The following is a 22,421-nucleotide window of genomic DNA, read 5'->3' as shown; positions in this document are numbered from 1 at the left end:
GGGGTGGTCATCGGTCGCGCTCCAGGGGAGAGGCCACGTGGGGCACGTGGTCGTGGCGGCGTACGGCGTGGGCGTGGCCGCAGTCCGGACCGTGCGGCTCGCCGTCGGGTACGACGACCGGCGGGCCGTCGTGGGAGATGCGGCCGTCGCGCATGACGACCGTCCGGTCGACCAGCGGGGCCAGGGGGCCGAGCTCGTGGGCGACCAGGACGACGGTCGTGCCGCGCGACTTCAGGGCGCCGAGCGCGTCGGCGAGCACGTGCTGGTGGTGCAGGTCGACGCCGGCGGTGGGCTCGTCGAGGAGGAACAGCTCGGGGTCACCGGCCAGGGCGCGTGCGATGAGCACCCGCTGCTGCTGCCCGCCCGACAGCGTGCCGACGCCGTCGCGGGCCCGGTCGCCGAGCCCGACGAGGGCGATGGCCTCGTCGACGGCGCTGCGGTCGGCGGCGGACAGGGGGCGCAGCAGGCGACGTCGGGTGAGGCGGCCGGAGCTGACGACCTCGCGCACCGACGCGGGCACGCCGGACGCCGCGCCGCTGCGCTGGGGCACGAACCCGATGCGCCGCCAGGCGTCGAACGAGGCGAGGGGGGTGCCGAAGAGCCGCAGCTCGCCGCGGGTCAGCGGCCGCAGCCCGACCAGGGCTCGCACCAGGGTGGACTTGCCGGAGCCGTTGGCACCGAGCAGTGCGACGAACTGGCCGTGGGGGACGGTCAGGTCGATGCCGCGCAGGACCGGACGCCCGCCGATCGCGACGGCCCCGTCGGTCAGCTCGATCGGGTGGTCGGGGGCGGAGGTCAGCGACATCCGTCGGCCTTGCGCAGGGCGGCGAGGTTGCCGCGCATCAGGGTCAGGTAGTCGTCGTCGGCGGTCTCGTCGGTCAGGCCCTCGATCGGGTCGAGCACCGCGGTGGCGACCCCCATGTCGTCGGCGAGCGAGCGGGTGAGCCGCGGGCTGGCGAGACGCTCGGAGAAGACGGTCGTGAGCCCCTCGTCGTCGATGAGCTGCTGCAGGTCGGCGAGCGTGGCGGGGGTCGGCTCGGCGTCGGGCGTGAGCCCGGCCACCGGGGCCACCTCGATGCCGTAGCGCCCCAGGTAGCCGAAGGCGTCGTGCGAGACCACGATCGTGTGGCGCTCGCAGTCGGCCAGGCCGGAGGAGAAGGCCCGGTCGAGCCCCTCGAGGTCGGTGCGCAGCGCGGCGGCGTTGGCGGCGAAGTCGTCGGCGTGGGCGGGGTCGATGTCGGCGAGGTCGTCGGCGAGGTGGTCGCCCAGGTCGGCCATCTTGAGCGGGTCGAGCCAGAAGTGCGGGTCGAGCTCGCCGTCGTGGTCGTGGCCGTCGTCCTCGGAGTGCGCCTCGTCGCCGTGGTCGTCGCCGTGCTCGTCGCCGTGGTCGTCGAACGGCTCCAACCCGACCACCGCGGCCGCGTCGACGACCTCGCCGGCTGCGTTCTGGGCGACGGCGTCGTCGACGGCCGGCTGCAGGCCCTGCTCGTGGACGACGAGGTCGGCCCGGGCGATCTCGGCGGTCTCGCGGATCGTCAGCTCGAGATCGTGGGGCTCGGTGCCCGGGGTGGTCAGGTTGCTGACCGTCGCGTGGTCGCCGGCGACGCGCTCGGCGACCCAGGCGAGGGGATAGAACGCCGCGGCGACCTGGGTGCCCTCGGTGTCGTCACCGAACGCGCTGCAGCCCGAGAGCGCGAGCGCCCCGGCGAGCAGGAACGGGATGTGACGCATGAGAATCATTCTCACCGCGCCCGAGACCCATTGCCAACTCGGGGGTCACCAGTGGATGCCCTTGAACACCTTGGCGAGCATGATCTGCTCGCTCTCGCGGGTGCCGCCCGCAGCGGGCTGGCCCTTGGCCGCGGCCGAGTCCGGGAACACGTGGTAGGCCATGTTGAGCACCCGGAACGCCAGCTTGGGCGCCACGGTGTGCGCCACCGCGCCGACGTTGCCGAGCGGGGTGTTGATCTCGTGGGGCTTGTCGACCATCGCGGTGATCACCGAGTCGGCCGCCTGCGCCGGCGAGATGGTGGGGAACTTGTCGTAGATCTTGGTCGGGGCGATCATCGGCGTCCGCACCAGCGGCATGTGGATGTTGGTGAAGGTGACGCCGTTGCCGACCACCTCGGAGGCGACGACGGTGCTCCAGGAGTCGAGCGCGGCCTTCGAGGCGACGTACGCCGAGAAGCGCGGCGGGTTGGTCTGCACGCCGATGGAGGAGATGTTGACGATGTGGCCCGACCTCTGGGCCTCCATCGCGGGAAGCAGGCCCATGATCAGCCGGATCGCCCCGAAGTAGTTGAGCTGCATGGTGCGCTCGAAGTCGTGGAACCGGTCGTGGCTGAGCCGCAGCGAGCGCCGGATGGACCGGCCGGCGTTGTTGATCACGAAGTCGATCGAGGGCAGCTCGGCCGTGACCTGCTCGCAGAGCCGGTCGATGGACTCGAGGTCGGACAGGTCGCACGCGAACACGTGGGCGGTGCCGCCACGCATCTCGATGACCGACCGGGTCTCCTCGAGCTTGTCCTTGCCGCGGGCCACGAGGACGGGGATGCCACCGGCCTGGGCGACCTTGAGCGCGGTGACCTGGCCGATGCCCGAGGACGCACCGGTGATCAGCACGTGCTTGCCGGCCAGCGCCGCTCGGATCTTGGCGTTGTTGCCGGTCGCTTGGTCCAGGTGCTCCTCCCAGTAGCCCCACAGCGAGCGGGCATAGCTCTCGAGGTCGGGTACGGCGATGCCCGAGCCGGCCAGGGCCTGCTCGGTGCGCGTGGAGTCGAAGACCGCGGTGAAGCCGGTATGGGCGAGCACCTCGGCGGGGATGCCGACGCGGCCCAGCGTCTGGTCGAGCACGAGCTGCGCCGGGCGCAGCTTGACCACTGCCTGCAGCAGGCTGGCCGCGCGCAAGGGGGCCGGCACGGGCAGCCGCGACGCCGGCGTCGCGAACTGGGGGGCGCCGGCGGCCTTGCAGAACAGGTTGATCATCTCGACCGTCGACTGCGGCTCGGGGTTGACCAGGTGGAAGGCCTCGCCGTCGCGGTCGGGCAGGTGGGCCAGGTGGTCCATGGCCTTGGCGACGTAGTCGACCGGGACCACGTTGGTCTGGCCCAGGTCGACACCGACCAGCGGCAGCCAGGCCGGCAGCCGGTCGCGCAGCAGCTTCATGACCGGGAAGAAGTAGTAGGGCCCGTCGACCTTGTCCATGGCGCCGGTCTCGGAGTGACCCACGACGATGGCGGGGCGGTAGACCCGCCACGGGACGGTGCTCTCCTCGCGCACGATCCGCTCGGACTCGTACTTGGTGCGGTGGTAGGGCGAGGGCAGGTGCTGGCCCTCGGCGAACATCGTCTCGTCGAAGCGCCCCTTGAGCTCGCCTGCGGCGGCCACCGACGACACCTGGTGGAACCGACCGGCCTCGAGGGCGCCGGCCAGCTCGACGGCGTGGCGGGTGCCGCCGACGTTCATCGTCTCGTTGGTCGCATCGTCGGCGGTCATGTCGTAGATCGCGGCGAGGTGGAAGAAGTGCTCGATGCCACCGCGGTGCTCGGCCACCCACTCCTCGTCGACGCCGAGCCCCGGCTGCCCCAGGTCGCCCACGACGGGGACGACCCGGTCCGAGCCCCACCGGCGCATCAGCAGCTCGAGCCGACCGATCGAGCCGGCCCGGCACAGCACGAAGATCTCGCCCTCGCGGTGGTCGACGAGCTCCTGCACGAGGTGTCGACCGATGAACCCTGTGGCGCCGGTCACGAAGTAGGCCATGGGCGGACACTACTGCGTGGTGTTGGCCCGCGGGAGGCGTCAGTACGGGGCCCGGCCGGTCGGCTGCTGCGGTGATTTCGACGCGCCCGTTCCGGCTTCGTTCCTCAGCCGGAGGGCTTGCTCAACCTGCGCGACCTGCGTGACTCAGCTCGTTCCTCGCTGAGTCACTGGTCGCTCGGCCCGAACATGATCTCGTCCCAGCTCGGGACCGATGCGCGGCCCTTCTTCTTCTGCACCGTACGCCGGCCGGCCGGCTCGTCGGGCTCGCTCGGCTCGGGGGCGGGCTCGGTGGTGAGGACGGGGTCGGGCTCCTCGGCGGCGGCGTCGGCCGCCTCGTCGCGCAGCGCAGGGTCGTCGGAGGCGGGGGAGGCGTCGAGGAACGCCTCGACCGGGTCGTCGTACGACTCCTCGGTGGTCACGTCGGGCGTCAGGCCGACCGTCAGGTCGGCCGGTGCGTCGGCGACCAGCTCGATGGCGTCGTCACCCAGGGGCAGCTCGTCCTGGGGGATGGAGGTCAGCCGGCGCTCGCGCACCGAGCTGAGGTCGTCGCGGGCCGGCGCGGGGGAGGCGACGATCTCGCCGACCAGCCAGCGGGCGTCGGCGTCGTCGAGCACGACGTAGTTGCCGGGGACGTCGAAGGTGAGGTGGGCGGTGCCGGTGCGCACGGGCAGGGCGTAGCCGGCGGTCAGGGCCCAGCGCCCGTCCTCGCGCTTCCAGGCGTCCCACTCGACGCCGTCGGGGTCGAGGTTGAGCGAGCGCAGGTGGGACTCGACGGCCTCGCCCAGGGTGCGGCCGCCCTGGGGGCTCTCGCCGGCGGAGCGGCGCACGTTGGAGCGCTGGGCGCGTTCGGCGACGTGGGCGCGCTCGGCGAGCACGGGGGCGACGAACGCCATGATCTTGTCGACGCTGGTCTGGGCGGCCTGGGCGACCTGCTCGGCGGTCTCACCCGACCTGATCCGAGCCTGGATGTCTTTGGGGCGCAGGACACTAGTCATGGGGATCTCCAACTGACCGAGGCGTGAGGCATCGCCGCGAAGCGCGGCTCGCAGGCTGGGCGTGACGGCGAGGGTGAAGGTGCCACCGCGCTCGTCGACGAGCAGGAGCCGGGTGCGGTCGTCGCTCACGCCCGCCAGGCTCAGCCCCAGCTCGTGGGGGATCGCGGGCTCGGCGTCCGCGGGGGTGGAGCGACGCGACAGAGCGGGGTCGACCGGCTCCACGACCTGCTCGGCCCTCTCCATCTCGTCCCCACCTCCTGCGCTGCTGCGTTCCGATCGACCCTACGCCAGCGCGACCTCGATGACCGGACGGCGCGCCCTACCCCTGGCCCTCCTCTGACTACTCTGACGTGGTGTCCGGCACCCTCGTCACGCTCGACCTCGTCGGCATCTTCGTCTTCGCGATCTCGGGCGCGCTGGTGGCGGTCCGCATGGACCTCGACGTGTTCGGCGTGCTCGTCCTCGCCGGGACGACCGGCCTGGGTGGCGGGTTCCTGCGCGACGTCCTGATCGGGGCCACGCCGCCCGCGGCGCTGGCCGACTGGCGCTACCTGGTGGTCCCCGTGGTCGCGGGACTCGTCACCTTCTGGTTCCACGGCGTGCTCGGCCGGATGGAGCGCCGGGTGTCGGTCTTCGACGCCTTCGGCCTGTCGGTGTTCTGCGTCGCGGGCGCGCTGAAGGCGCTCGACTACGGCCTCGGCCCGCTCCCGGCGGCGCTGATGGGCATGGTCACCGGCATCGGCGGCGGCATGGTCCGCGACCTGCTCGCCGGCCGGGTGCCGGTGGTGTTCCGTGGCGAGCTCTACGCGACCCCGGCCCTCGCCGGAGCGGCGGTCGCCGTCGTCGGGGAGCGCACCGACCTCCCGGTCGCCGTCGTGGCCGTCGCCGGCGCGGCGGTCTGTCTCTCCTGGCGGCTGCTCGCGATCTGGCGCGGCTGGCAGGCACCCAAGCCGACGGGCTCGGCCGCCGTCTGACCGTGGCTGACCGTGGCGCGCCCGCGGACCGCCCGTCAGACCTGCTCGACCGAGCACCACCACGTCGTACGACCACCGACGGTGCCGCGCGCCATCTCGGCGCCGCACCTCGGGCAGTGCTCGCCGCGACGGCGGTGCGCGATCACCTCGCCGGTGTGCACGCCGCCCTTCGCGATCGCCGACCTCGTGGCGCTGCGCAGCGACCGGTGCAGCGCGGTCAGGTCGTCGGGGTCGAGCGTGTCGACGCGACGGCGCGGGTCGATGCGGGCCTGCCAGAGCGTCTGGTCGGCCAGCAGGTTGCCGACGCCGGCGAGCACCGACTGGTCGAGCAGGCGGGCCTTGACCGGCGCGGTGCCCCGGCTCATCCGCTCACGGAACTCCGCGAGGCCGACCTCGCCCGCGTCCGGCCCGAGCCGGTCGAGGTCGGGGTCGAGCACGGCCCGCGACAGTCGACGCTTGTCGAACAGCCGCAGCACCGCGCCGTCCTCGAAGGCGATCGTGAACCGGTCCCACTCCGCCTTGGGCTCCGCGCCGCCCCGACGGATCGGGTCGCCGCCCTCGACCACCGTGCCGTCGGCCTCGGTGACGAAGATCCGCCCGGCCATGCCGAGGTGCAGACCGAGCGAGGGGCCCGAGCCCGACGTGGACACCCACATGGTCTTGCCGCGTCGGTGGGCCGAGGTCAGCTCGCGCCCGACCAGCGCGTCCCGGATCTCGCCCGGCGCGTGCGGTCGGCAGACGTAGCTGTCGCGGTCGTCGACGTCGGCGATGGTGCGGCCCAGCGCCGCCCGCTCGATCGCGGTGCGGGCGGTCTCGACCTCGGGCAGCTCGGGCACCGGGTCATCATGCTGGTCGTACGACGCCGGGTCGCTCACCCCTCGGGGCAGCGGGCACCCGCACCACCAGCGTCGCGACCAGCGCGAGCACGCCACCGCCGACCGAGACGAGGTAGGCCGGCGAGGCGCCGGCGGAGTCGATGACGAGACCGGCGAGGGCGGCACCCGGGGCGACCCCCGCGACGATGCCGGTCTGCACGAACGCCATCCCCTCGGTCAGGCGCGAGGCGGGCACGGTCCGCTCGGCGAGCGACATCGTGGCGATCAGCGTCGGCGCGATCGCGAACCCGGCGACGAACAGCACCACGCCCATCAACCAGGTCTGGTCGATCAGGCACAGCGGCACCATCGCCACGGCCATCGCCGCGGCGCCGATCCGCAGCCGCGACAGGACCGTACGACGCCAGCTGACGGCACCGGTGAGGAAGCCGGCGATCAGGCTGCCGGCGGCCCAGAGGGCGAGCAGCACCCCCGAGAGGGCCTTCGCGTCGCGCTCCTCGGCGAACGCGACGGTGGTGACCTCGGCGGCCCCGAAGAGCGTCCCGAGCGCCAGGGACGCGACGGCCAGGGGCAGCACGGTCTCCCACGGCATCCGGGCCCGGTCGCGGCGATCGGCGAGCGGCGGGTGCGGCGGTGGCTCGGTGGCGCGCTGGGCGCTGAAGGCCAGCGTGCCGCTCACGCCCGCGACCAGGGCCGCGGTCAGCCCGGCCACCGGGTGCACGGCCGTCGCCAGGACGGTGACCAGGATCGGGCCGACCATGTAGACGGTCTCGTCGGCCACGGCCTCCAGCGCGAAGGCCGTCTGCCGGTCGCCGACGTCGGTGAGCACGTGCGCCCACCGTGACCGCACGCACGCACCGACCGAGGGCAGGGACGCCCCGGCCACCGCCGCGAGGGCGTAGGTCGCCACCAGCGGCCAGCCGGACTCCACCGACCACATCAACCCGGCGAGGGCGACGCCCCAGACCGTGATCACGACCGCCAGCACCCGCGACTGTCCCAGCCGGTCGATCCAGCGGGCCTGCAGGATCGCGCAGCCGGCGTTGGCCAGCAGCGCGACCGCCGAGACCGATCCGGCCAGGCCGTAGGAGCCCGACTCGGCCTCGACCAGGAGCACGATGCCGAGGCCGACCATGGCGATGGGCAGGCGGGCGAACAGCCCGGTCGCGGAGAAGAGGGCCGTCCCGGGTCGCTCCAGGATGCGGCGGTAGGTGGCAAGCATCTCCGCGGAGCATAGGGCGCGCGCCGTCTCGGACCACGCCGGGACCGCACGGGTGAGGAACCGGCGGCCCGGCTCCCTACGATGGCGAGGTGTTGCCACCCGATATCGCGCCGTACGACGCCCTGCTCCTGGTCTCCTTCGGCGGTCCCGAGGGCCCCGACGACGTGGTGCCGTTCCTCGAGAACGTCACCCGCGGCCGGGGGATCCCCCGTGAGCGGCTCGAGGAGGTCGGCCAGCACTACTACCTGTTCGGCGGCCGCTCGCCGATCAACGACCAGAACCGTGCGTTCCTGGACGCCCTGCGCGTCGATCTCGACGAGCACGGCATCGACCTGCCCGTCTACTGGGGCAACCGCAACTGGGACCCCTACCTGCGTGACACGCTCGCGCAGATGGCGGCCGACGGCGTACGCCGGGTGGCCTGCTTCGTGACCAGCGCCTACTCGTCGTGGTCGAGCTGCCGGCAGTACCGCGAGAACCTCTTCGACGCCGTCGACGCGCTGCCCGGCGGGGTCGACGGCCCCGACACGCCGCGCCTCGACAAGCTGCGTCACTACTTCAACCACCCCGGCTTCGTGACGCCCGTCGTCGACGCGACGGTCGCTGCCCTGGCCGAGCTGCCCGACGACGCGCGGATCGCCTTCGTCACCCACTCGATCCCCACGGCGATGAGCGAGGGCAGCGGGCCGCCGGAGGCCGACGGCACCTACGTCACCCAGCACCTCGACGTCGCGCAGGTCGTCGTCGACGCGGTCGCCGAGCAGACCGGCCGCCGCCACGAGCACGCGCTGGTCTACTGCTCGCGCTCCGGCTCACCGCAGACCCCGTGGCTCGAGCCCGACGTCAACGACCACCTCGAGGCCCTCGCGGCCGAGGGCGCGTCCGGCGTCGTCGTCGTCCCCGTCGGCTTCGTCTCCGACCACATGGAGGTCATCTACGACCTCGACACCGAGGCCAAGGAGACCGCCGAGCGCCTCGGCCTGCCGTTCCGTCGTGCGGCCACGCCGGGCGACGACCCGCGCTTCGTCGCCGTCGTCCGCGACCTGCTGCTCGAGCGGGCCGCCGTGGAGCGCGGCGAGGAGGTGGCGCGCGCCGCCGAGGGGTCCTTCGGGGCGTGCTGGGACCGCTGCCCGGTCGGGTGCTGCCCCAACCCGCGGGCCGCGCGTCCCGCGCTGACCGGCGTCCCGGAGTGAGCGACCCGGCCGCGCCGGCCACTCCGACCCACGGGCCGGTCGACGGGCCGGTCGACGGGCCGGTCGACGGGCCGGCCTCCGAGCTGGCCGACCTGGCCGTCGAGGTGGCCCGTGCCGCGGCCGCCCTGGTGCGCGAGCGCGCCCTCGGCACGATCACCGTGGCCGACACCAAGACCAGCGCGATCGACGTCGTCACCCAGGCCGACCGCGACACCGAGGCGCTGGTCCGCCAGCTGATCCTGGCCCGCCGTCCCGACGACGCGATCCTCGGCGAGGAGGGCGACGACGTCGTCGGCACCTCCGGGGTCCGCTGGGTCGTCGACCCGATCGACGGCACGGTCAACTTCCTCTACGGCATCCCGCAGTACGCCGTCTCCCTGGCCGCCGAGGTCGACGGCGAGGTCGTCGCGGGGGTGGTCGTCGACGTCGCCAAGCAGGTCGAGTACGTCGCCCGCCCCGGTGCCGACGGGACGACCGTCGCGCTGCGCGACGGCGTCCCGATCCGGGTGGGCCCGGAGCGCCCGCTGGGGCAGCGCCTGATCGGCACCGGCTTCTCCTACGTCACCGAGGTCAAGGTCGTCCAGGTCGCCGCCGTCGGCCGCCTGCTGCCCCGCATCCGCGACGTACGCCGCCTCGGATCGTGCGCCCTCGACCTGTGCCACGTGGCCGAGGGACGGCTCGACGGCTACGTCGAGGAGGGCGTCAACCTGTGGGACCACGCGGCCGGGGGACTCATCGCCCGGGCGGCCGGAGCGCACACCGAGACCGGCCCCGGAGCGGGGGGTCTGACCCTCCTGCTGTGCGCTCCCTCACACGGTGTCGACGACCTGCGTCAGGCCACGGTGGAGGCCGGTTTCTGGGCGGAATAGCCCGTCGGGACGCGGCGTTCTCAGCAGCGTCCACGGTCCGGTGTTCCGAGATTTGGATAGATGGTGCATGATTCGCCGCGCCGGGACCGGGGGCGGCATCACAGGGACCACGAACGGGCCCATGAAGGTGGAGGGGAGCGAGCGACGCGATGGCTACTGACTACGACGCACCGCGCAAGAACGAGGAAGACCAGTCCGAGGAGAGCATCGAAGAGCTCAAGGCGCGACGGCACGACAAGAACTCCGGCAAGGTCGACGAGGACGAGACGGAGGCCGCCGAGGCCTTCGAGCTCCCCGGAGCCGACCTCTCCCACGAGGAGCTGGCGGTCGAGGTGAAGCCCAAGCAGGAGGACGAGTTCACCTGCATGAGCTGTTTCCTCGTGCATCACCGCAGCCAGCTGGCCGACGAGAAGAAGCTCATCTGCCGCGACTGCATCTGACTTCGTAGCAATACGCACGACCCGCCGTCATCGACGGCGGGTCGTGGTCATTTCCGTGACGGTCGTCGGACGGTCGTCGAGCCGGGCGAGCGCAGCGAGTCCGAGTCGAGACGCCCGCAGCCGGTCTCGCTAGTCCACGACGGGGTCGGGCTGGGCGCGTCGGCTGCGGGGGTCTCGACGCGACCGTTGCGAGCTCGTTCCTCGCTCGCAGGTCTTGCTCGACCTTCGCCCGCGACGGCACACCGCTCGTCCCTCGCGGTGTGCCTGCGGGCTCGCCGAGCTACTTGCCGTCCTTGCCGAGGCCGGGTGGGAGCCGACCGGTCGAGCGGGCGTAGTAGGACGCGGCCCGGCGCTGGGCGAGCATCCGGGCCAGGCCGACGAAGGCGCCGCTGAAGACGGCCCAGGCGACGGCCTCGCGCAGCTGGACGTCGGGGTCGGCCGGGTTCTCCGGAGGCGGCTTGCGCGTCGCGGTCTTCCAGCTGGCGTTGAGGCCCTTCTTGGCCACGGCTGCGGCACCGAGCGCCGAGACGAGCGAGAAGACCGACCAGATCTTGGAGCTGTCAGTGGCGCCGGAGGCGTCTTTCTTGGCCATGGCCCGACCCTATAGCGCCCGGGGTCAGCCCGTCAGCGCGCCGGGTCCGCCCGGGTCAGACGGTCGGACGCTGGGTCAGCTCTGCCACGGCACCGGCGAGGGCATCGGGGTGTCGCGTGCTCACCAACCAGTACGGCGCCGGGTCGGCCGGGTCGGTGATCTCGACCCGCACGGCGCGCGACAGGTAGGGCCGCAGCAGCAGGAACGCGCGTGCGTCGGCGTCGACGCCGGCCGCGCGGCGGGCCGCGTCGGCGTCGAGGGCCTCGACGGCGCCCAGGTGGTGCGCCTCGATCCGGGCACGACCCACCCGCAGGGTGCCGTCGCCGACGACGATGCGGGTGCTGCCGTAGCCGCGCAGCAGCAGCGTCAGCAGGCCGAGCGCGACGGCGGTGACCGCCCAGGCGACGACACCCGGGACGGCCACGATCAGCGCCAGCCAGAGCGACGCGACGAGCATCGAGCCCTGGACCCACCAACGCAGCGGGACGCCGAGCCTCTCGTCGTACGCCGTCGCCACGGGTCCAGGGTCCCATCCGGGCCGGGCCGACCGACCGACGGGTCGCACGGGCCGCCCGGGTCGTAGGGTCCGTGCGTGCCCGACCTCGAGATCCAGGTGCTCCGCCTCGACCGTGACCTCCCGCTGCCGGCGTACGCCCACCCCGGCGACGCCGGTGCCGACCTGCTCACCACGGTCGACCTGACGCTGGCGCCGGGGGAGCGGATCCTCGTGCCGACGGGCGTGGCGCTGGCGCTCCCCGACGGGTTCGTGGCCCTGGTGCATCCCCGGTCGGGTCTCGCGGCCCGGCACGGGCTGTCGATCGTCAACACCCCCGGCACCGTCGATGCCGGCTACCGCGGCGAGATCAAGGTGCTCCTGGTCAACCACGACCCCCGGGAGCCGATCGAGCTGCGCCGCGGCGACCGGATCGCACAGCTGGTGGTGCAGCGCGTCGAGCGTGCCGCGTTCGTCGAGGTCGACCGACTGCCCGACAGCGCACGGGGAGGCGGGGGCTACGGTTCTACCGGTGGGTTCGCTGCCGCGACGCGCCCTGATGAGCCCGCCTGATGATCCCGCCCGGCCAGAAGCCCCCGTCCCAGGAGTGACCTCGTGAAGTTCCGCCGCAAGTCCGCCGACGACACGGCATCGGAGGCCCTCGCCGAGGAGGCTGCCGCCGCCGGCGCAGCCGACGCGGTCCAGGGTCCCTTCGACGCCGACGACATCCCCGACGACGGCGCCGAGCGCGTCGACCTCGGGTCGCTGCTCATCGTCCCGCCCGCCGACCGCGAGCTGCGCATGCAGGTCGACGAGGCCTCCGGCAACGTGCAGTCGGTCATGCTGGCGGGCCCCGACGGGGCCGTCGAGATCCGTGCCTTCGCGGCCCCGCGTCACGGTGACCTGTGGAGCGAGGTGCGACCCAAGATCGCCGCCGACATGGCCCAGCGCGGCGGTACCGCCAGCGAGCGCGACGGGCGCTTCGGCCCCGAGCTGGTCTGCGAGATCCAGGTCCAGCGCCCCGAGGGCAACGCGGTGCAGCACTCCCGCATCGTCGGCATCAACGGCTCGCGCTGGCTGCTGCGCGCCACCTTCCTCGGCGCCCCCGCCCGCGACGCCGACGGCGCCGATGCGTGGGAGGACCTGCTCACCTCGATCGCCGTACGCCGGGGCAGCAACCCCATGATGGTGGGCGAGCCGCTGCCGTTGGTGCTGCCCGAGAGCGCTCGCCGCGTCGAGGGCTGACGCACCGAGATGGCCGAGAAGAGCCGGCTGCGGCGCACCATCAGCAAGTGGGCCAACCCCGACGACACCTACGCCCGCGACATGCGGGCGACCTACGTCGGCTCCGGCAAGGTCTCGATCGCCGAGGCCCCCGACCGTGAGCTGGTCACGCTGCGCGGGACCATCCGCACGGTGACCGTGCGCCCGCGCGGCGGCGTACCCGCCCTCGAGGCGGAGCTCTACGACGGCTCCGGGGTGCTCACGATCGTCTGGCTGGGGCGCCGCCGGATCGCCGGCATCGACCCGGGCCGCTCGGTCCAGGTGCGCGCCCGCATCGGCGTCCACGACGGCCACCGGATCATCTACAACCCGCGCTACGAGCTGATCTCCGGATGAGCGAGCCGGTGGAGAAGCCCGCGGCGACGGTGGAGACCGTCGAGGCGATGGTGCGCGCCCAGATGTCCAAGGCGCTGGGCGGCAGGCGCGGCATGATCGAGGCCGCGATCCCCGGCCTGCTGTTCACCGCGATCTGGCTGCCGACCAAGGACCTCCGCCTCGCCCTGATCGTCAGCCTGGCGTCGGCCGGGGTCGCGCTGGCGCTGCGGCTGCTGCAGCGCTCGACCTTGCAGTACGTCCTCAACGCGGTCTTCTCCATCGGCATCGGCTACCTGTTCGTGCGCCTCGCCGCCCGAGGGGGCGGCTCGGAGGACGACCAGGCCCTCGCGTTCTTCCTGCCCGGCATCCTCTACAGCCTCGCCTACACGATCCTGCTGTTCGGCTCCGTCGTGGCGCGCTGGCCCGCGCTCGGGTTCATGCTCGGCAGCGTCACCGGCGACCCCACCGCCTGGCACGACGAGCCCCAGGTCGTGCGACTCTGCGGCCGCCTGACCCTCCTCCTCGGTGCCCCCGGCGCCGTCGGAGTCCTGCTGCAGGGGCCGGTCTGGCTGCTGGGCTACCAGGACGTCATCGGCACCGGCACCGCCGTCGCCGTCATCGCCGGCCTGCGCTACGGCCTGGGCTGGCCGCTGCGTATCGCGTCCTGGTCGGCCATGGTCTGGCTGCTCGCCCGCAACGCGACACCGCTCGAGTCCGCGGCGCCCGACGCACCCGCCTGACCCACCCGCCTGACCCACCCCCACGTCGGTCGAGGTGCGAAGGCCGCCAGGCCTGAGCCTCGAGACCCCCGCAGCGTCCTACGGTCTCCAGCTGCGTCCTCTCGCCACCGGTCTCTCGGCGTTCGGGCCTGGCGGCGGTGAGCTGGCGACCTCTCCGGGACGGACTTGGGTCGCTGTCTCACCGCTCGCGGATCGGGCGGTGAGCTGGCGACCAACTCGTGTCGGGCTTCGGTCGCCAGGTCACCGCCCGGGCGTGGAGTCGCCTCGACCGGCGTGGGCCAGCCACCTCGACCGGCGTACGACGTCAGCTCGGGTGGCTGGAGGGCGCGAGCATCCGCTCGAGCTCGTCCTCGCCGTCGGCGCTGACCACGAACAGCAGCTCGTCGCCGGACTCGACCGGCTGCTCGGGGTCGGGGACGTAGACCTGACCGTCGCGCAGGATGGTGACCAGAGCGCAGTTCTCGGGGAACGGGATCAGGCCGGTGGGCTTCCCGACGTACGGCGAGTCGGCGGGCAGGGTCATCTCGACCAGGTTGGCGTTGCCCTGGCGGAAGGTGAACAGGCGTACGAGGTCACCGACGGTGACGGCCTCCTCGACCAGCGCCGACATGATGCGGGGGGTGGAGACGTTGACGTCGACGCCCCACGCCTCGGTGAACAGCCACTCGTTGTTGGGGTGGTTGACCCGGGCCACGGTGCGGGGGACGCCGAACTCGGTCTTGGCCAGCAGCGAGGTGACCAGGTTGACCTTGTCGTCGCCGGTGGCGGCGATGACGACGTCGCACTTGTCGAGCCGGGCCTCCTCGAGCGAGGACATCTCGCAGGAGTCGGCGAGCAGCCACTCGGCGTCGGGGACGCGCTCGGGCATCACCGAGCGCGGGCTCTTGTCGATCAGCAGCACCTCGTGGCCGTTGCCGATCAGCTCGCGGGCGATCGAGCGGCCCACGGCACCGGCTCCGGCGATGGCGACCCTCATGACGTCCTCACTGCTGGCTCATCCGTGCTGCTCCTCGGGACCGTTCTTGATCACGTCGAACGCGTGCCCGGCGTCGGCCTCGCGCATCACCAGGTGGAGCAGGTCGTTCTCCTGGATGACGGTCTGGCGGTCGGGCAGCATGCCCTCGCCGAGGCGGTCGATCCAGGCGATCCGGGCGCCGGTCTGCGACTGCAGGTCGACCGTGCGCTGCCCCACCCACACCTCGGGCACGGGGACGTGGTCGACCCGGATCGCGCCGCTGGGGTCGCGGAAGTCGGGCTCGGCCCCGGCCGGCAGGATGCGGCGCAGCACCTGGTCGGCGGTCCACTTGACCGTCGCGACGGTGGTGATGCCGAGGCGCTGGTAGACCTCGGCGCGGCCGGGGTCGTAGATCCGGGCGACGACCTGCTGGATGCCGAACTGCTCGCGCGCGACACGCGCGGCGATGATGTTGGAGTTGTCACCGCTCGAGACCGCCGCGAAGGCGTCGGCGCGCTTGATGCCGGCCTTCTCGAGGACCTGCTGGTCGAAGCCGTAGCCGGTGACCTTGTCGCCGTTGAACCCCGGCCCCAGGCGCCGGAACGCGTCGGGCTCGCTGTCGATGACGGCGACGGTGTGGTTGCGGTCCTCGAGACTGCGCGCCAGGGTCGAGCCGACCCGGCCACAACCCATGATCACGACATGCACGACGTCACCCTAGTGGGGAAGGCGTACTGACGGTCGGCCACCAGTACCCTTTCGGCTCGTGGGTGTCGGCGATGTCTCGAAGCGGATCCTGCTGGGACGCAAGCTTCGTAGCGCGCAGCTCGGCGAGACGCTGCTGCCCAAGCGCATCGCGCTGCCGATCTTCGCCAGTGACGCCCTGTCGTCGGTTGCCTACGCCCCCGACGAGGTCTTCATCATGCTCGGCCTGGCCGGGGCGTCGGCCTACGTCTACTCGTGGAAGATCGGCATCGCGGTGGCGGTGGTGATGATCGCGGTCATCGCGTCCTACCGCCAGACGGTCCACGCCTACCCGAGCGGCGGCGGCGACTACGAGGTCGCCACCGTCAACCTCGGCAAGGCCGCCGGTACGACGGTCGCGAGCGCCCTCCTGGCCGACTACATCCTCACCGTCGCGGTCTCGATCTCCTCCGCCGCGCAGTACGCCTCGGCGGCCATCGCCCCGCTGCAGGGGCATGAGGCGCTGTTCGGCTCGGCGATGGTGGTCCTGCTGGCGTCGATGAACCTGCGGGGCATCCGCGAGTCGGGGGGCTTCTTCGCCGTCCCGACCTACGCGTTCATGCTCGCCATCCTCGGCATGTGCGCCTTCGGCTTCGTCCAGCTCGCGATGGGAACCCTGCCCGAGGTCGAGAGCGCCCACCTGACGATCGAGGCGGCGCCCGGCTACGAGCAGCCCCTGACGACCATCGGGCTGATGTTCCTGCTGGCCCGGGCCTTCTCGTCGGGCTGTGCGGCGCTGACCGGGGTCGAGGCGATCTCCAACGGCGTGCCCGCCTTCCAGCGCCCCAAGAGCAAGAACGCCGCGACGACGCTGTTCCTGCTCGGCCTCATCGCCATCTCGATGATCCTCAGCGTGATCGTGCTGGCCCGCCAGATGGGCCTGCGCTACGTCGACCCCAACGACCACGAGCGGCTGCTGATCAACGGCGCGCCGGTGGGCGACGACTACGAGCAGCACGCGGTGATCGCCCAGATCGCGCGCGCCGTGTTCACCGACTTCAGCCCGGGCTTCTACTTCGTCATCACCGTCACCGGGATCATCCTGGTGCTGGCCGCCAACACCGCGTTCAACGGCTTCCCGGTGCTCGGCTCGATCCTGGCCAAGGACGGCTACGCCCCCCGGGCGCTCGGCTCGCGCGGCGACCGCCTCGCCTACTCCAACGGCATCCTCTTCCTGGCCGTCATGGCGATCATCCTGATCGTCGCCTTCGACGCCGAGACCACCAAGCTGATCCAGCTCTACGTCGTCGGGGTGTTCGTCTCCTTCAACCTCAGCCAGCTCGGCATGATCCGGCACTGGACCCGCCACCTGGCCGCCGAGCGCGACCCCGGCGAACGGCGCCGGATGCAGCGCTCGCGCGCCATCAACGCGATCGGCCTGTCCTTCACCGCGGTCGTCCTGGTCGTCGTGCTGGTCACCAAGTTCCTGGCCGGCGCGTGGATCACGATCATCGCGATGTTCTTGTTCTTCGCCCTGATGCGGGGCATCAAGGGCCACTACGACAAGGTCGCGCTCGAGCTCGAGGTCGACGCCGGCGACAACGTGATGCCGACCCGGGTGCACGCCATCGTGCTGGTCTCCAAGGTCCACAAGCCGACGCTGCGGGCGCTCGCGTTCGCCAAGGCCTCGCGTCCCAACGTGCTCGAGGCCGTCTACGTCGCGACCGACGCCAAGGACACCAACCGGCTGGTCGACGACTGGGAGCGCCGCAACCTCGGCGTGCCCCTCAAGCTGCTCCACTCGCCCTACCGCGAGCTGGTCAACCCGATCGTCGCCTACGCCACCGAGATCCGCCGGGCCAACCCGCGCGGCGTCGTGGCCGTCTACATCCCCGAGTACGTCGTCGGGCGCTGGTGGGAGCAGCTGCTCCACAACCAGACGGCCCTGCGGCTCAAGGGCCGGCTGCTGTTCACCCCCGGCGTCATGGTCACCTCCGTGCCCTACCAGCTGCGGTCCTCCCAAATCGCCGTCGAGCGCGAGGAGCGCGACACCTTCCGCGTCCGTGCCGGCGACCTGCGGCGCGGCCAGGTCGACGAGCGCCCGTCGCCACGCTCGCGCGGTCGGCGCAAGTGACGCGCTCCGGCGGACGGCGGCCCCCACGCACCGCCCGCGCCCGGACCCCGCGCGGGGAGTCCCGGGTCGGTACCCGCTTCGAGGTCGAGGTCGGGCCGATCGCCCACGGCGGGTTCTGCGTCGCGCGCCACGAGGGCCGGGCGGTCTTCGTGCGGCACGCGCTGCCGGGCGAGCAGGTGGTCGTCGTGGTCACCGAGGGCACCGAGGGCGACCGCTTCTGGCGGGCCGACGCCGTCGAGGTGCTGGTCCCCTCCGCGCACCGCGTCGTCCCGCCGTGCCCGTACGCCGGCCCCGACGCCTGCGGTGGCTGCGACCTCCAGCACGTCGCCGTACCCCACCAGCGCGAGCTCAAGGCCGCGGTCGTCGCCGAGCAGCTGCGTCGGCTCGCCGGGCTCGACCTGGCGGTGACGGTCGAGGCCGTGCCGGGGGACACCCCGCCGGGCAGCGGCCTCGGCTGGCGGACCCGGCAGCGCTACGCGCACCTGCCCGACGGGCGGCAGGCGATGCGCAAGCACCGCTCGCACGACCTGGTCCCGGTCGACCACTGCCTGCTCGAGTCGCCCGACCCGGCCGCCCACCTCGTGCGCGACGTCTCCTTCGACGTGGCTGGCGACGGGTTCTGGCAGGTGCACCCGGGGGCGCCCGCGATCCTGGTCGAGGCCGTGCTCGCCGGGCTCGACCCGCGGCCGGGGGAGTCGGCGCTCGACCTCTACGCCGGCGTCGGGCTGTTCGCGCGGTTCCTGGCCGACCGGGTCGGTGACGCGCGCCGCGTCACGATGGTCGAGGGCGACCGGGCGGCGTCCGGCCACGCCGCCGCCAACGTGCCCGGCGCCCCCGCCCTGGCCGGCGATGTCGCCACGGTCCTGGGCCGCCTGCCGGTCGAGCCGGTCGACCTCGTCGTCCTCGACCCGCCGCGCGAGGGCGCCAAGCGGGCGGTCGTCGAGCAGGTCGTGGCGCGCACCCCGCGGGCCGTGGCCTACGTCGCCTGCGACCCCGCGGCGCTGGCCCGCGACGTCGCGACCTTCGCCGAGCACGGCTACGCGCTGGCCTCGCTGCGTGCGTTCGACCTGTTCCCGATGACCCACCATGTGGAGTGCGTTGCGCACCTTGTGAAGAGCGACTCTGACCTGCGGTGATGCGATCGGGCTCGTGAGCACAAGCCTCAAGAGCGGGTCGTCGGGCTCACTTCGGGCTCGGCTTGGCAATCCCGACCAGCCTCCCACAATCCTTTAAACCCTTATAGGGTTGTGTGTATGGGAGCAGTCAGCGTCGCACAGGCCGCGGAGCGGCTGGGCGTCAGCGTGCCCCGAATCCACCAACGCATCGCGGACGGCTCGCTGGTTGCCGAGCGGATCGGGTCCCAGTGGGTGGTCGACGAGCGTTCCCTCCTGCATGTCCAAGAGCGCAGCAAAGCGGGTCGCCCGCATTCGGCGCGTTCCGCATGGGCGGTCATCGCGGCGTCCGAGGACGACCGTGACCGGATGGGGGTCAGCGGGCCTGCGATGTCGGCACGGGCGCGGATGCAGTTGAAGCGCTTGCTCGAGGTGGCCGCGGAGCCCGTCGCCGATGAGGAAGTCGTCAGGCACCTTGCGGTGTTGCTCCGGTCGGTGTTCCGCAACCGGGCCCAGCGTCGACTGCTCCGTGCGGCGCCGGCCGATCTTGTTGAGCTCAGGGTCGATGACCGCTGGGCCATGCTCGTCGACCTGGGGGCGAGCGGCATCGCCTCGCCCGACGTCGAGGCGTACCTCGGCGAATCGGATGTGGATGGGGTCGTGAGGGACTACCTGTTGGTCGAGGCTGACAGGGATGCGAACGTCGTGCTGCACGTCCTCCCAGACGCGCAGTACCCGTATCCGGCCTCACGTCTTCGGCTCGCGGCGGACCTCGCCGAGCATCGCGGGCCGAGGGAGGAGGCTAGGGCAGCCGAGCTGCTGCACGAGCTGGCCGTCGAGTGGAAGGCACGCGAGCGATGATCGTCCTGCCGCCCATGCCGCCCGAGCAGACCGCCTCGTGGGTCGGGCTCCTCGACCTCCACGAGCGGCTTGCCGGGGGCTGGACGCTGATCGGCGGCCAGGTCGTCCACTTGCACTGCGCTGAGCGGGAGCAGTTCCCGGTGCGTCCGACGAACGACGCCGACACAGTCATCGACGTACGGGCCGACCCGGCGATGCTCGCCACCTTCACCGAAACGCTGACCGACCTCGGGTTCAGATCAGCAGGCATCTCGGTGGAGGGTCTCCAACATCGCTGGGTTCGTGGCGAGGCCTCGATCGACGTACTCCTGCCGGACGGGATCGGCGAGCGCGCGAGCCTCCGCACTGGAGTCACGGGAAGTCCCACCCTCCCCACCGCCGGTGGGACGCAAGCTCTGCAGCGCAGCGAGACCGTTGCGGTGACCGTGGCCGGCCGCGAAGGATCGGTAGTCCGCCCCAATCTCGTTGGTGCGCTCGTCGGCAAGGCGGCCGCTCTCAGCAACGCGGGCGACCCCGGCCTCGGTCGCCACCGGCGCGACTTCGTCATCCTTGCCGGTCTGCTCACGGCCCGCGACTTCCGACGCGAGGAATTCACGAAGAAGGACCGCCAGCGGCTGCGGGCGATGGTCGCAGCAGTCCGAAGGGACCGCGCGCTCCTGCTCGACGTTCCGAATGCCGGGCCCTCGCTCGATCGGCTCGTGACGGCGGGGGAGTTGTAGCTATCCGCCCGGTGTCGTCACCGCACGCACCCCTGTCTGAGGATCAGACACCTAGCTGGGGGCTCGTGGAGCCGGCAACCACGTTTACGCCTCGGACCTGCGACCTTCGGACCTCACTGACGGGAGGGCTCGGAATGGGCTCGTCTTCATTCGCGACTGACCGCAATGGCGTGCCGATGCCCACAGATCTGTCGAACAGCGCTTCTGCAGGTCGGAGGGGGCGGCCAGTGGTGTGCAGCCCACCGTGAAGGATCTCACTCACGCTCGGGCCCTCCGACCTGTTCCCGATGACCCACCACGTCGAGTGCGTGGCGTTGTTGGAGAAGCAGCGGGCCTGACCTGCGGCGGAGCGGTGCGCGACGAGACCGCCGTCCGGGTTGGCGACGACGTCTCGCGGACAGGAGCATCCCTCTCGTCGCCCGCATGGTGCGAGGACTACCGTCACTCCCACGCACCGAGAGAGGGGAACTCCATGCCGTCGCACGCAGAGACCGTCGGGGGCCCGCAGCTGCCCCAGGAGCGCCGGATCGTCACAACGATCCCCGGCCCTGAGTCGCAGGCGCTGCAGGCGCGCAAGGTCGCCAGCGTCGCGCAGGGCGTCGGCACGACGCTTCCCGTCTACGTCGTGGCCGCAGGCGGCGGGGTCGTCGTCGACGTCGACGGCAACTCGCTCATCGACTTCGGCTCGGGCATCGCGGTCACCACGGTCGGCAACAGCAACCCACGCGTCGCCGCGGCGGTCGCCGAGCAGGTCGCCGCCTTCACCCACACCTGCTTCATGATCACCCCCTACGAGGGCTACGTGCGGGTGGCCGAGGCCCTCAACCGCATCACCCCCGGCGACTTCGAGAAGAAGTCGGTCCTCTTCAACTCCGGTGCGGAGGCGGTCGAGAACGCCGTCAAGATCGCTCGGCAGTTCACTAAGCGCCAGGCGGTGGTGGTCGTCGACCACGCCTACCACGGACGCACCAACCTGACGATGGCGATGACCGCCAAGTCGATGCCGTACAAGAGCGGCTTCGGTCCCTTCGCGGGCGAGGTCTACCGCGCGACCGCGTCGTACCCCTTCCGCGACGGCGAGACCGACGGCGTCGCCGCTGCGAGGCGCACGATCGACGAGATCGAGAAGCAGGTCGGCGCCGACAACCTCGCGGCGTTCGTGGTCGAGCCGATCCTGGGCGAGGGCGGCTTCGTGGTGCCCGCCCGCGGCTTCCTGCCCACCATCGTCGAGTGGTGCCGCGCCCACGGCGTCGTCTTCGTGGCCGACGAGGTGCAGTCGGGCTTCGCGCGCACCGGCGCGATGTTCGCGATGGAGCACGAGGGGGTCGCCCCCGACCTCATCACCACCGCCAAGGGCATCGCCGGCGGACTGCCGCTGAGCGCCGTGACCGGTCGCGCGGAGATCATGGACGCGCCGCACGTCGGCGGTCTCGGGGGGACCTACGGCGGCAACCCGGTTGCCTGCGCCGCCGCCCTCGCGGTCATCGAGAGCATCGAGGAGGACGGCCTGATCGAGCGGGCGCAGGTGATCGAGCGGGTCATGGTCGAGCGCCTCACCGCGATCCAGGCCAAGGACCCGCGCATCGGCGACCTCCGCGGTCGCGGTGCGATGCTCGCCGTCGAGCTCGTCACCGACGGCACCACGCCCGATCCCGACCTGACCAGGGCGGTGGCATCGGCGGCTCACCAGCAGGGCCTGATCGTGCTGACCTGCGGCACCTATGGCAACGTCCTGCGCTTCCTGCCGCCGCTGTCGATGCCCGACCACCTGCTCGCCGAGGGCCTCGACATCCTGGAGTCGGTGTTCGCGTCGGTCTAGTGGCGCCCACTTTGCGGTCTCGAGCGACGTCTTCTCGCCGGAGGTCTCGTGGTGTCCGGGTCGGGCGGCGGCGCGCCTAGCAGACCCTGAGGCCATGTGGGCGGTGAGTGAGCCACCGCTTTGGGGACTGGCGGTACCGGGTTCGGTGGTTGGCTCACCGCTGTCCGGGCTGAGCCGATCGGGCGGTGGGTGAGCCACCGTTCAGGCGTCCCGGGTCGGTGGGTTCGGTGGCTGGCACACCGCCCGGCGGCCGGGCTCGGCGACCGGAGTGATTCGCGTGAACATGGTGCGTGGGAATTGCTCCGGTCCCTCGATCCGCGCTCCCGACGTACCAGGTACGTCGGGAGCGCGGATCGAGCGCGTCGAAAGGCTCGGATCAGGCGCGCGGACACCCCGACCCCGTGAGACCTGCGCAGGGGAAG

Annotated in this window: 23 protein-coding genes; 13 read left to right on the top strand and 10 right to left on the bottom strand. The window is 72.2% G+C overall.

Features of this window, described 5'->3' with window-relative positions:
• Positions 1-7: 7 nt before the first annotated feature.
• The 4 genes from FJQ56_RS17675 to sepH all read right to left on the bottom strand — a co-directional run bounded on the left by FJQ56_RS17675 (position 8) and on the right by sepH (position 5,000).
• A complete protein-coding gene (locus tag FJQ56_RS17675; protein WP_140010905.1) occupies positions 8-805 on the bottom strand; it encodes a metal ABC transporter ATP-binding protein in 798 nt (265 codons plus the stop codon).
• On the bottom strand, positions 796-1,731 hold the full coding sequence (locus FJQ56_RS17670) for a metal ABC transporter substrate-binding protein (RefSeq protein WP_140010904.1): 936 nt from the start codon (positions 1,729-1,731) through the stop codon (positions 796-798). Before FJQ56_RS17670 ends, FJQ56_RS17675 begins: the two co-directional genes overlap by 10 nt.
• Before the next feature lie 45 nt (positions 1,732-1,776).
• Positions 1,777-3,762 (bottom strand): SDR family oxidoreductase, encoded by a 1,986-nt coding sequence (locus tag FJQ56_RS17665; RefSeq protein ID WP_140010903.1) that lies wholly within the window; start codon positions 3,760-3,762, stop codon positions 1,777-1,779.
• Between the two features lie 164 nt (positions 3,763-3,926).
• Positions 3,927-5,000: a septation protein SepH gene (gene sepH / locus FJQ56_RS17660; RefSeq protein WP_140010902.1), complete on the bottom strand. Its 1,074-nt coding sequence runs from the start codon at positions 4,998-5,000 to the stop codon at positions 3,927-3,929.
• A gap of 110 nt (positions 5,001-5,110) precedes the next feature.
• Between sepH and FJQ56_RS17655 the strand changes: the two genes are divergently transcribed.
• Positions 5,111-5,731, top strand: coding sequence for a trimeric intracellular cation channel family protein (locus tag FJQ56_RS17655; protein WP_140010901.1), 621 nt, complete (start codon positions 5,111-5,113; stop codon positions 5,729-5,731).
• Positions 5,732-5,766: 35 nt separating this feature from the next.
• Here the strand turns inward: FJQ56_RS17655 and FJQ56_RS17650 are convergent, their stop codons facing one another.
• Together FJQ56_RS17650 and FJQ56_RS17645 are read right to left on the bottom strand one after the other, a co-directional pair.
• On the bottom strand, positions 5,767-6,567 hold the full coding sequence (locus FJQ56_RS17650) for an Fpg/Nei family DNA glycosylase (protein ID WP_140010900.1): 801 nt from the start codon (positions 6,565-6,567) through the stop codon (positions 5,767-5,769).
• Between the two features lie 7 nt (positions 6,568-6,574).
• Positions 6,575-7,789, bottom strand: coding sequence for an MFS transporter (locus FJQ56_RS17645; protein ID WP_140010899.1), 1,215 nt, complete (start codon positions 7,787-7,789; stop codon positions 6,575-6,577).
• Positions 7,790-7,881: 92 nt separating this feature from the next.
• On the opposite strand from FJQ56_RS17645, the gene FJQ56_RS17640 reads away from it, so the two are divergent.
• From FJQ56_RS17640 to FJQ56_RS17630, 3 genes are all read left to right on the top strand, one after another.
• Positions 7,882-8,982 (top strand): ferrochelatase, encoded by a 1,101-nt coding sequence (locus FJQ56_RS17640; protein ID WP_140011089.1) that lies wholly within the window; start codon positions 7,882-7,884, stop codon positions 8,980-8,982.
• Positions 8,979-9,851: an inositol monophosphatase family protein gene (locus tag FJQ56_RS17635; protein WP_140010898.1), complete on the top strand. Its 873-nt coding sequence runs from the start codon at positions 8,979-8,981 to the stop codon at positions 9,849-9,851. Before FJQ56_RS17640 ends, FJQ56_RS17635 begins: the two co-directional genes overlap by 4 nt.
• Before the next feature lie 149 nt (positions 9,852-10,000).
• Entirely contained in the window at positions 10,001-10,291 is a 291-nt protein-coding gene (locus FJQ56_RS17630; protein ID WP_140010897.1) for a DUF4193 domain-containing protein, read from the top strand.
• A gap of 280 nt (positions 10,292-10,571) precedes the next feature.
• Here FJQ56_RS17630 and FJQ56_RS17625 read toward each other — a convergent pair whose 3' ends face one another.
• Together FJQ56_RS17625 and FJQ56_RS17620 are read right to left on the bottom strand one after the other, a co-directional pair.
• Complete coding sequence (locus FJQ56_RS17625) at positions 10,572-10,883, bottom strand: DUF4235 domain-containing protein (RefSeq protein ID WP_140010896.1); 312 nt, start codon at positions 10,881-10,883, stop codon at positions 10,572-10,574.
• Positions 10,884-10,938: 55 nt separating this feature from the next.
• Positions 10,939-11,400 (bottom strand): DUF3093 domain-containing protein, encoded by a 462-nt coding sequence (locus FJQ56_RS17620; RefSeq protein ID WP_140010895.1) that lies wholly within the window; start codon positions 11,398-11,400, stop codon positions 10,939-10,941.
• Positions 11,401-11,475: 75 nt separating this feature from the next.
• On the opposite strand from FJQ56_RS17620, the gene dut reads away from it, so the two are divergent.
• From dut to FJQ56_RS17600, 4 genes are read left to right on the top strand one after another with little or no spacing between them, the layout of a single operon-like run.
• A complete protein-coding gene (gene dut, locus FJQ56_RS17615; RefSeq protein WP_140010894.1) occupies positions 11,476-11,949 on the top strand; it encodes a dUTP diphosphatase in 474 nt (157 codons plus the stop codon).
• Positions 11,950-11,991: 42 nt separating this feature from the next.
• Entirely contained in the window at positions 11,992-12,621 is a 630-nt protein-coding gene (locus FJQ56_RS17610; RefSeq protein ID WP_140010893.1) for a DUF3710 domain-containing protein, read from the top strand.
• Positions 12,622-12,630: 9 nt separating this feature from the next.
• On the top strand, positions 12,631-12,996 hold the full coding sequence (locus tag FJQ56_RS17605) for an OB-fold nucleic acid binding domain-containing protein (protein WP_140010892.1): 366 nt from the start codon (positions 12,631-12,633) through the stop codon (positions 12,994-12,996).
• A complete protein-coding gene (locus tag FJQ56_RS17600; RefSeq protein ID WP_140010891.1) occupies positions 12,993-13,715 on the top strand; it encodes a DUF3159 domain-containing protein in 723 nt (240 codons plus the stop codon). The genes FJQ56_RS17605 and FJQ56_RS17600 overlap by 4 nt, the downstream gene beginning before the upstream one ends.
• 304 nt (positions 13,716-14,019) lie before the next feature.
• On the opposite strand, the gene FJQ56_RS17595 is transcribed toward FJQ56_RS17600, so the two are convergent.
• Both FJQ56_RS17595 and FJQ56_RS17590 read right to left on the bottom strand, forming a co-directional pair.
• Complete coding sequence (locus FJQ56_RS17595) at positions 14,020-14,691, bottom strand: potassium channel family protein (protein ID WP_140010890.1); 672 nt, start codon at positions 14,689-14,691, stop codon at positions 14,020-14,022.
• A gap of 18 nt (positions 14,692-14,709) precedes the next feature.
• Positions 14,710-15,378 carry a potassium channel family protein gene (locus FJQ56_RS17590; RefSeq protein WP_140010889.1) on the bottom strand — a complete coding sequence of 223 codons (669 nt, stop codon included), beginning with the start codon at positions 15,376-15,378 and terminating at the stop codon, positions 14,710-14,712.
• A gap of 58 nt (positions 15,379-15,436) precedes the next feature.
• Between FJQ56_RS17590 and FJQ56_RS17585 the strand changes: the two genes are divergently transcribed.
• From FJQ56_RS17585 to gabT, 5 genes are all read left to right on the top strand, one after another.
• A complete protein-coding gene (locus FJQ56_RS17585) occupies positions 15,437-17,488 on the top strand; it encodes an APC family permease (RefSeq protein ID WP_140010888.1) in 2,052 nt (683 codons plus the stop codon).
• Complete coding sequence (locus FJQ56_RS17580; protein WP_140010887.1) at positions 17,485-18,624, top strand: class I SAM-dependent RNA methyltransferase; 1,140 nt, start codon at positions 17,485-17,487, stop codon at positions 18,622-18,624. Before FJQ56_RS17585 ends, FJQ56_RS17580 begins: the two co-directional genes overlap by 4 nt.
• 117 nt (positions 18,625-18,741) lie before the next feature.
• Positions 18,742-19,461 carry a helix-turn-helix domain-containing protein gene (locus FJQ56_RS17575; RefSeq protein ID WP_140010886.1) on the top strand — a complete coding sequence of 240 codons (720 nt, stop codon included), beginning with the start codon at positions 18,742-18,744 and terminating at the stop codon, positions 19,459-19,461.
• Entirely contained in the window at positions 19,458-20,180 is a 723-nt protein-coding gene (locus FJQ56_RS17570; protein ID WP_140010885.1) for a hypothetical protein, read from the top strand. The genes FJQ56_RS17575 and FJQ56_RS17570 overlap by 4 nt, the downstream gene beginning before the upstream one ends.
• Positions 20,181-20,652: 472 nt before the next feature.
• On the top strand, positions 20,653-21,999 hold the full coding sequence (gene gabT, locus FJQ56_RS17565; RefSeq protein WP_140010884.1) for a 4-aminobutyrate--2-oxoglutarate transaminase: 1,347 nt from the start codon (positions 20,653-20,655) through the stop codon (positions 21,997-21,999).
• Positions 22,000-22,421: the final 422 nt, after the last annotated feature.

It is taken from the genome of Nocardioides plantarum (assembly GCF_006346395.1).
Taxonomy (GTDB): Bacteria; Actinomycetota; Actinomycetes; order Propionibacteriales; family Nocardioidaceae; genus Nocardioides; species Nocardioides plantarum.
The sequence above is the reverse complement of the archived record's forward strand: the minus strand, read 5'-3'. Positions and strand labels throughout refer to the sequence as shown.

Bases quoted from the DNA above. Each gene is read 5' to 3' on its own strand.
- FJQ56_RS17600 (WP_140010891.1), top strand. From the start codon at position 12,993: ATGAGCGAGCCGGTGGAGAAGCCCGCGGCGACGGTGGAGACCGTCGAG.
- FJQ56_RS17665 (WP_140010903.1), bottom strand. From the start codon at position 3,762: ATGGCCTACTTCGTGACCGGCGCCACAGGGTTCATCGGTCGACACCTC.
- sepH (WP_140010902.1), bottom strand. From the start codon at position 5,000: ATGGAGAGGGCCGAGCAGGTCGTGGAGCCGGTCGACCCCGCTCTGTCG.
- FJQ56_RS17575 (WP_140010886.1), top strand. From the start codon at position 18,742: ATGGGAGCAGTCAGCGTCGCACAGGCCGCGGAGCGGCTGGGCGTCAGC.
- gabT (WP_140010884.1), top strand. From the start codon at position 20,653: ATGCCGTCGCACGCAGAGACCGTCGGGGGCCCGCAGCTGCCCCAGGAG.
- FJQ56_RS17675 (WP_140010905.1), bottom strand. From the start codon at position 805: ATGTCGCTGACCTCCGCCCCCGACCACCCGATCGAGCTGACCGACGGG.
- FJQ56_RS17605 (WP_140010892.1), top strand. From the start codon at position 12,631: ATGGCCGAGAAGAGCCGGCTGCGGCGCACCATCAGCAAGTGGGCCAAC.
- FJQ56_RS17670 (WP_140010904.1), bottom strand. From the start codon at position 1,731: ATGCGTCACATCCCGTTCCTGCTCGCCGGGGCGCTCGCGCTCTCGGGC.
- FJQ56_RS17645 (WP_140010899.1), bottom strand. From the start codon at position 7,789: ATGCTTGCCACCTACCGCCGCATCCTGGAGCGACCCGGGACGGCCCTC.
- FJQ56_RS17630 (WP_140010897.1), top strand. From the start codon at position 10,001: ATGGCTACTGACTACGACGCACCGCGCAAGAACGAGGAAGACCAGTCC.
- FJQ56_RS17570 (WP_140010885.1), top strand. From the start codon at position 19,458: ATGATCGTCCTGCCGCCCATGCCGCCCGAGCAGACCGCCTCGTGGGTC.
- FJQ56_RS17595 (WP_140010890.1), bottom strand. From the start codon at position 14,691: ATGAGGGTCGCCATCGCCGGAGCCGGTGCCGTGGGCCGCTCGATCGCC.
- FJQ56_RS17625 (WP_140010896.1), bottom strand. From the start codon at position 10,883: ATGGCCAAGAAAGACGCCTCCGGCGCCACTGACAGCTCCAAGATCTGG.